The sequence below is a fragment of the Spirosoma sp. genome (genome assembly GCF_048594605.1).
Classification (GTDB): Bacteria; Bacteroidota; Bacteroidia; order Cytophagales; family Spirosomataceae; genus Spirosoma.
This window is the reverse complement of sequence record NZ_JBMDWV010000296.1, coordinates 1-8,581: the sequence shown is the minus strand read 5'-3', so window position 1 is coordinate 8,581 and position 8,581 is coordinate 1. Positions and strand designations below refer to the sequence as shown.

Genomic DNA, 8,581 nt, shown 5'->3' with positions numbered 1-8,581 from the left:
TAAGAAATACAGCATGTGTGGCACGCGCGCTGCCGATGGCCTTGGCAATACGAGGAATAAAAATTGAAATAACGGCACAGGAGATACTAAACATTGCGAAGCAGAGCCCTCCCCACTTGGTACCTTCTTCAAAGCCTGCCTTGTTCGACACGGCATCGGGCGCATTGAACGCGTATTTGGCCGCAGCCAGCGACAAATATTGCCACATCAGTGGGAGACCGTACCAGGTGAAAAACTTTACCCACCAAAGCTGTTTCATCACGACAGGCATGGCCGAGAGCGAAGCCAGCACTTCTTTAAAAATAGGACGCATCAGCAGCAAATAGCTACCAACTGCTATGCCTACTCCCCAGATCAGACCTGTTACAAGACCGCCGATGCGGGCGGCAAAAAAGAAAGCTAACGTAGCGGCTCCCAGTGTCAGCGCCAGATGCCAGAACGAAATCGATCTTTTTTCTTCGTCGGTAAAAACGTGTTCTTCTTTGTAACTGTCGTTGATGGGCGGGTATTCTTTGGTTGTGCGGATTGTCCAGAGTACCGAGATCAGAATAGCCGCTGCCCCAATGTAAAACGGATAACGTACTGAATTCGGAATACCATTTGCCATTTGCTCGTCCGACATGACCATCGAAACTCCCAGAATGGGTAGCAGATAAGGCATCAAGTTGGCTAAAGTTTGGCCAAACCCAACCATAAACGACTGCACAGCAAAACCCGTAGGACGCTGTTTATCATTAAGCATGTCGCCAACGAAGGCCCGGAAAGGTTCCATCGCTGAGTTAAGACCTGCGTCAAGCATCCACATCAGCCCTGCTGCCATCCAGACGTACGACGAATTAGGCATGAATATCATTGCAACACTGCCCAGCAGGGCCCCCGCCAGGATAAAAGGCTTACGACGTCCCCAGCGTGGCGACCAGCTCCGGTCCGAAACAGCCCCAATAATGGGCTGAAGCAGCAGACCGGTTAAAGGTCCGGCAAGCCACAGCCCTGGAATAGATGCTTCGTCGGCACCCAGGTAGCGATAAATGGGACTCATGTTGGCCTGCTGAAGACCAAAGCCATACTGGATTCCCAAAAAACCGAAGCTCATGTTCCAGATTTGCCAGAAACTCAGATTAGGTTTTGTTGTTACCGGGGCTTTTTTTACATCTTCCGTTTGCATGAATAATTGTATCTTTAAAGAGTCGTCATAGGTTTACGCAATAGGTAACAATAATACGTAGCGATTTGCAGGATATGGAGATATTCTTGTCTTATTTTTTTGAAAAGACGTACTTTTGAGAATGTTTCCGAAAACGTGGCCAGCCGTACTTTTGATAGTAGCGGTTTTCTTATCTGTCTCCCAAACCGTCTTTGCCAGCATTACGGTCGACTCAACGCAGAAAGTTGTTGTGCGCTCTGTCACGCTCAAAGGAAATGATCGTACCCGCGACCGAATTATACTGAGAGAGATGTCGCTGCACGTTGGCGATTCTGTACAACTGGCCGACGTGCCGGAACGTGTAGCCTGGGACCAACGTAACATCAACAACACAACCCTATTTATTACCGTCGATACAGAAACACGTATCACGCCCGCCGACGACTCAACGCAGCTTGCCCAGCTTGATCTGACCGTTATTATGAAAGAGCGATGGTATCTGATCGCTTACCCGGTTTTTGATCTGGCCGATCGTAATTTCAATGAATGGTGGTATGATCGGGGCCGCGATTTCAGTCGCGTAATCTACGGAGGACGACTGAGCTACCGCAATATAACGGGGAATAATGACCGGCTGGGAGTAGCGGTTGAACTAGGGTTTCTGCAACGTACTGTTCTGTCTTATTCCATACCGTATATCGATAAAGCGCAGAAGATTGGGCTGCGCGTTGATTTGGCGTATCAGACGAACAAAGAAATTCCGTACCGGACCCAATTTGATAAATGGGTATTTGCCAAATCAGAAGATATACTCAGAACACGGGCATACGTAGCGGCTATCTTAACGCATCGGCGTGGATTGTATCATTACCATACGCTCGACGTTCGCTATACCCGAAACACGATAGCCGATACCATCGCACGACTTAATCCGGATTATTTTCTGGAAAGTCGCACCCGGCAGCAATTCGCGTCTATGAGTTACAACTACCGCTACGACCGGCGCGATAACGTAGTGTACCCATTACGGGGTACTTTACTCTCCGGCGGGGTGAGCGTATCGGGCCTTTTACCCAGCGACGATTTTCACTTCCTGGATTTAGCAGCGTCCGCTACGCGATACTGGCCATTAGGCGGTCGATTTTATGGAGCCGGTAACCTACGCGCCCGCGTAACATGGCCGACGAACCAGCCTTATTTTAGTTTACGGGGTTTAGGAAGTTCCAGCGATATGGTACGTGGTTACGAACTGTACGTAATTGATGGGCAGCGAACGGCTATCTGGCGTAACAGTCTTCGCTATCAGTTAGTTGATACGCGCAAGCAGCTTAAATGGCTCCACATTCGTCAGTTCAACACTGTACCCATTTCAATTTACCTGACCGGCTTTGCTGATGCCGGATACGTTAGCAGTACAGTGGCTGAACAATATCAAAGTCAGTTAGCGAATCGCCTGCTTCTTGGTACGGGCATGAGTCTCGATCTTGTTACGTTCTATAACCTGGTAATGCGTTTTAGTGGCACCATCAACGCCCAGGGGAAAACGGGATTCTTCTTCAATCTGGCACAGGAACTGTAACTCGTTCCATTCATCAATTTCTCTGCACAATCCGGCCGTTACGTAACCAATCATCCAAATTCTGATAAGCGTAGCCCCGCAACGCTATACATTTGTCGAGTCATTCAGACAAATCATCTGCTACGCCCATGTAGGCCTATCGTTTTCATTCTCTGTGTTTTAACAAGTTAGAATACTTGTTATGCTTTGCTTCACACGTTTATTTTCTTAACCATTTAACCTTGTTTCATTCATGGAATTTTTACCGCTTGTGTCGACCTGGGGCTGGGTTGTCCTGCTCGTTCTTGCTGTAGTGCTTTATAAACTGGTACTACGTTTTTTATTCGGGATGGTGATTGTTCCCGAAGACCGTATTGGTTTAATTACTAAAAAATATGTGCTTGTCGGTACAGACCGGGGATTACCTGATGGACGTATCGTTGCAACCAAAGGAGAGGCTGGTTATCAGGCGCAAACGCTGGCGCCGGGTTTGTACTGGTGGATGTGGCCATGGCAATATGGTATTACGATGCAGCCGTTCACGGTTATACCAGAAGGTAAAATTGGCCTTATTTTATCGAATGATGGGATTGAACTACCAACGGGTAATATTTTGGCCCGGCGAGTTGATTGTGACAATTTTCAGGATACCGAACGTTTCCTGACGAGTGGTGGACAGAAAGGTCGGCAAACAGCTGTATTGACCCCCGGTACGTATCGCATCAATACGTATGCTTTTACGGTGACTATTGCCGATATGACCGTGATAAAGGAGAACATGGTCGGTATTATTACTACGCTCGATGGGGCGCCCTTACAACCGGGCCAGATTGCCGGCAAGAACGTAGAAGGGCATAACAACTTCCAGAATATCGATTTCTTCTTGCAAAATGGAGGGAATCGGGGATTACAACCACAGGTGGTGCTTGCGGGCTCATATTACATCAATCCGTGGGCCGTTCAGATTGAAGAAATCCGGATGACTGAAGTGCCGATTGGCCATGTTGGCGTCGTGATTTCCTACATTGGTGAAGATGGAGAGGACATTACGGGCGATACGTTCAAACATGGGAATATTGTCCGACGCGGTTTCCGGGGTGTCTGGATGGAGCCGCTGGGACCGGGCAAGTATCCGATCAATACGTATACAATGAAAGTGGAAGGTGTACCCACTACCAACCTTGTACTGAACTGGGCCAATGCGCGCTCTGAATCGCATGATCTGGACCGGAATCTATCGACCATTACCGTTCGCTCGAAAGACGGTTTCCCGTTCAATCTCGACGTAGCGCAGATTATCCATATTCCATCGGCAGAAGCGCCAAAAGTGATTGCCCGGTTTGGTAGCATGAACAATCTGGTATCGCAGGTGCTGGAGCCAACCATCGGTAACTATTTCCGCAACTCAGCCCAGGACTCCGACGTCATTGCCTTCCTAAGTACGCGGAAAGAACGTCAGGAAGCTGCCCGCGAACATATCCGGCAGGTATTGGAAGTCTATAACGTGAATGCGGTTGATACGTTGATCGGCGACATCGTACCACCCGATAGTCTGATGAAAACGCTGACCGATCGGAAGATTGCGCAGGAAGAAGAAAAAACGTATGAAACGCAGCGGATGGCGCAGGAAAAACGACAGGGAATGGAACGCGAAACGGCATTGGCTGATATTCAGCGCGAAGTCGTGAAAGCGCAGCAAAGCGTTGAAATTGCGCAACGTACCGCCGATGCGTCCGTAAAAAAATCAGAAGGTGAAGCCCGTAGTCTGAAATTGCAGGTAGCCGCTGAATCGGAAGCCACCAAGGTCAGAGCTGAGGCTAATGCGGAAGCGCGTCGTCGTCAGGCGGCAGCAGATGCAGAAGCGACAAAACTGACCGCCGATGCCGAAGCGGAACGTATCGCCAAAACCGGTACGGCTGAAGCCGAAAAAATTCTGGCTATTGGTCGCTCAACTGCCGAAGCGTACGAACTGCAGGTGCGCGCAATGGGCGACGAAAACTTTACCCGCTTCAAAATCACCGAGGAGATTGGTAAAGGCCAGATTCGCGTTATTCCCGACATCATCATTAACGGCGCAGGCAATGGTTCGGACGGATCGCTGAACGGACTGATGGGTTTACAGCTTCTGGAACAGATTGAGGAGCGTAAAACAGGCAAAGCCACTAAAATTGTGGACGTTATTAAAGCACCGGAAAAGTCTAAAGAAAATTAAAAATGTGTTAAAAAGGCCACGGTGCGCACCGTGGCCTTTTTTTGTTTTGCCTACCTTTGGCGTTCCCATCACACCTGGCCAGTAGTTTCAGACTTATACAACCAACATGGCTAAAGCTACCTTAAATCCAGGGCCTTCCGAGCGAACTCCGTCGCCATTGATAGGCCTCCTGAAGCCTTATTCCAGAATGATTTTGCTGCTATTACTGCTGGCGCTGATCAGTAATGGAATCAGCCTGGTGGTGCCTATTCTCATTTCACGTAGTATTGACGCCTACGGCGCCGGGCAATTTGTACTAAAAACTACGGTAATTGAATTTCTGGCGGTAGCTTTCTCCATTTTCGTTTTTTCGTATCTGCAAAGTGTTGTCCAGACGTATGCTTCTGAACAGGTGGCGCGGGATTTACGCACAAAACTGGCCGGTAAAATCTCGCGCCAGAGTTTTGCGTACATCCAGCAGGCGAACCCATCCAAACTACTGACAAACCTCACGTCGGATATTGATTCGGTTAAGACATTTGTTGCGCAGGGTATCGTGTCGATTGCTTCGTCGTTGTGCCTCATTATCGGAACCAGCATTTTGCTGATTAGCATCAACTGGAAACTGGCTTTAGCCGTATTGGCGATTGTTCCTATTATTGGCATTACGTTCTACCTGGTGCTGAAGAAAGTAAGGGTACTGTTTATCAAAAGCCGGGAAGTAATCGACTGGCTCAATAAAGTCATCAACGAGAGCATTCTTGGATCGGCACTGATTCGGGTTATCAACTCGCAACAGCTTGAATACGATAAATTTCTGGCAGCAAACAGCAATGCCAAAGATTTGGGAATCGGAATTTTGCGCCTGTTCGCAGCGCTTATCCCGGTCATTTCGTTCACGGCCAACATGGCGGGATTAACTATTCTGCTGTTGGGCGGGCATTTTGTTATTTCGGGCAGTATGTCGCTGGGCGATTTTGCGGCTTTCAATAGTTACCTGTCCCTGCTGATTTTTCCGATCATCATAATCGGATTTATGAGCAACGTAATTGCTCAGGCATCGGCTTCATACCAACGAGTGGATGAGGTGCTGCAAGCCCCTGAAGTTTCCAGATCAGGCACCCTCAATGCTACGTTAAAAGGCGATGTTGCGCTTGAGAACGTATCCGTTTATTATGGCGAGAAAGCTGTTTTGAAAGACGTTACGTTTGCCGTTCAGGCAGGTACGCGTACGGCTATTGTTGGGCCAACGGCTGCCGGGAAAAGTCAGCTTTTGTTTTTACTGACTGGACTGATTAATGCTACGTCGGGGAAGGTGACGTACGACGGCCGGACGATTGACGAGTACGACGAGGAAGCCTTTCATCACCAGGTGGGCTTTGTGTTTCAGGACAGTATTATTTTTAACCTGAGTCTCCGCGAAAACATTGCTTTCAACGAAACCGTAACGGACGAATTACTGGAAAAAGCCATTGCAACCGCAGAATTACAGCATTTTATTGATACGTTGCCCGACAAACTACAGACGGTTGTTTCAGAGCGGGGGAGTAGTTTGTCCGGTGGTCAGAAACAACGGATTATGCTTGCCCGCGCTCTGGCGCTCAATCCTAACGTATTGTTACTGGACGATTTTACGGCCCGCGTCGATACGCAAACGGAGCAAAAGATTCTGGCAAACGTACAGCAGAACTATCCCGGCATGACGCTGATTTCGGTGACGCAGAAAATTGCTCCTGTAGAGGATTATGAGCAAATTATTCTGCTCATGGAGGGTGAAATTATCGCCAAAGGGACGCACCCGGAGTTAATGGCAGTTAGCCCCGAGTACGTCCAGATTTATCAATCCCAACGTAGCACCAATCAGTATGAACTACGATCTTAATCAGTTTGTCGGGCAGAAGGAAGAAAAAAACGCAACCTACAAAGCTCTTCGTAAACTCCTGACATTGATTAAGGACGAGCGTAGAACGCTGATACTTGCCTTTTTAGCCCTCCTGGTCAATTCAAGTCTCAACATGCTGAGTCCCATGTTGGTTGGTCGCGCCGTGGATCAATATATTCAAACGAAACAATATGAAGGATTGCTCGTGTATGGGGGTGTTTTGCTGAGCATGTACGTAGTAACTTTTGGAACGAATTACCTGCAAACGAGACTGATGGGCGAGGTGGGGCAGCGTACGTTGTTCAGACTTCGGAATGCGGTATTCAACAAACTGCAGGAATTGCCCGTCGCATTCTTTAACCAGAACAAGGCTGGTGATCTGATTTCCCGGATTAACAACGATACCGATAAGCTGAATCAGTTCTTTTCGCAGTCGCTGATGCAGTTTGTGGGCAGCATATTTACGATGGTAGGGGCGGGGATTTTCTTACTCTCCATTAACTTGCCTCTTGGAGCAGCCGCGTTAGCGCCCGCCGTTCTTATCTGGATTTTCACGAAAATAACGTCGGCCTGGGTAAAGGAAAAGAACGCTAAAAACCTGAGAAGCGTGGGCAATATGAGCGCTGAAATTCAGGAGAGTCTCAATAACTTCAAAGTGATCATTGCCTTTAATCGGCGCGATTATTTTCGAAAACGCTTTGATGAGGCTAATCAGCAAAACTATCAAACGGCCGTCGGGGCCGGACTGGCTAACAACATATTTATGCCGGTGTATAGCCTGGCCGCCAGTTTTGGCCAGCTGATTGTGCTGACATATGGTATTTACCTGATCTCGACAGGCCATTTTACGGTTGGGTTACTGATTAGCTTCCTATCGTACGTAATGAATTTCTATAATCCACTACGTCAACTCGCTACGTTGTGGGCCAATTTTCAGGTCGCGCTGGCTGGCTGGGATCGCATCTCACACATGCTGGCTTTACAAACAGATTTGCAGACAATTGAAAATCCATTGATGCTGCCCACTATGTCGTTATTGTCGTTTCAGAACGTATCGTTCAGCTACCCGAATGGCCATGAAGTGCTGCATAACATTAACTTTAGCTTAGAACGAGGCAAAACCTATGCGCTGGTAGGCCCAACGGGGGGTGGTAAAACCACTACGGCATCACTGATTGCCCGCTTATATGACCCAACGAGCGGTACTGTATTGCTGGACGGGAAAGACATTCGGGCGTATAGTGCCGAAGAACGTACCAGTAAAATTGGTTTCATTTTGCAGGAACCCTTCCTGTTTACGGGCACTGTTCGTGAGAATATTCTGTACGGAAACGAAACGTATCAACGCTACTCCAACGAACAACTCATTGAGGTCATTCGGGAAGCGAATCTGGAAGCGTTGCTGGAGCGTTTCGACAGTGGCCTTGAGACAAAGGTTCAGACGACAGGTGATATGATCAGCCTGGGACAGAGGCAATTGATTGCGTTTATACGGGCGGTACTACGTAGTCCGGAGCTGCTCATTCTGGATGAAGCAACGGCGAATATTGACACGATTACCGAACAACTTCTGGAAGAAATTTTACAGAAACTGCCCAAAACGACAACCCGTATCATTATTGCCCACCGGTTGAATACCATCGAAACCGCCGACGAAATCTTCTTTATTAATTCCGGACAAGTTACGCGAGCGGGTTCACTCAACGACGCGGTCGATATGCTTTTGCACGGAAAGCGAGTGAGCTAAAATGGAAACGGTGCTCAGGAAGAGAAGTGTAATCACTCTTCCTAAGCACCGTTTGGTAA

The 8,581-nt window shown here is 48.2% G+C and carries 5 protein-coding genes; 4 read left to right on the top strand and 1 reads right to left on the bottom strand.

The window, feature by feature from the left end:
• A partial coding sequence (locus ACOJS8_RS17850; RefSeq protein ID WP_420149904.1) for an MFS transporter occupies positions 1 to 1,165 on the bottom strand: 1,165 nt, incomplete at its 3' end.
• A 121-nt stretch (positions 1,166 to 1,286) separates the two neighbouring features.
• Here ACOJS8_RS17850 and ACOJS8_RS17845 point away from each other — a divergent pair.
• The 4 genes from ACOJS8_RS17845 to ACOJS8_RS17830 all read left to right on the top strand — a co-directional run bounded on the left by ACOJS8_RS17845 (position 1,287) and on the right by ACOJS8_RS17830 (position 8,522).
• Positions 1,287 to 2,723: a BamA/TamA family outer membrane protein gene (locus ACOJS8_RS17845; protein WP_420149903.1), complete on the top strand. Its 1,437-nt coding sequence runs from the start codon at positions 1,287 to 1,289 to the stop codon at positions 2,721 to 2,723.
• Between the two features lie 232 nt (positions 2,724 to 2,955).
• A complete protein-coding gene (locus tag ACOJS8_RS17840) occupies positions 2,956 to 4,914 on the top strand; it encodes an SPFH domain-containing protein (protein ID WP_420149902.1) in 1,959 nt (652 codons plus the stop codon).
• 106 nt (positions 4,915 to 5,020) lie between these two features.
• A complete protein-coding gene (locus ACOJS8_RS17835) occupies positions 5,021 to 6,775 on the top strand; it encodes an ABC transporter ATP-binding protein (protein ID WP_420149901.1) in 1,755 nt (584 codons plus the stop codon).
• A complete protein-coding gene (locus ACOJS8_RS17830; protein WP_420149900.1) occupies positions 6,759 to 8,522 on the top strand; it encodes an ABC transporter ATP-binding protein in 1,764 nt (587 codons plus the stop codon). The genes ACOJS8_RS17835 and ACOJS8_RS17830 overlap by 17 nt, the downstream gene beginning before the upstream one ends.
• Positions 8,523 to 8,581: the final 59 nt, after the last annotated feature.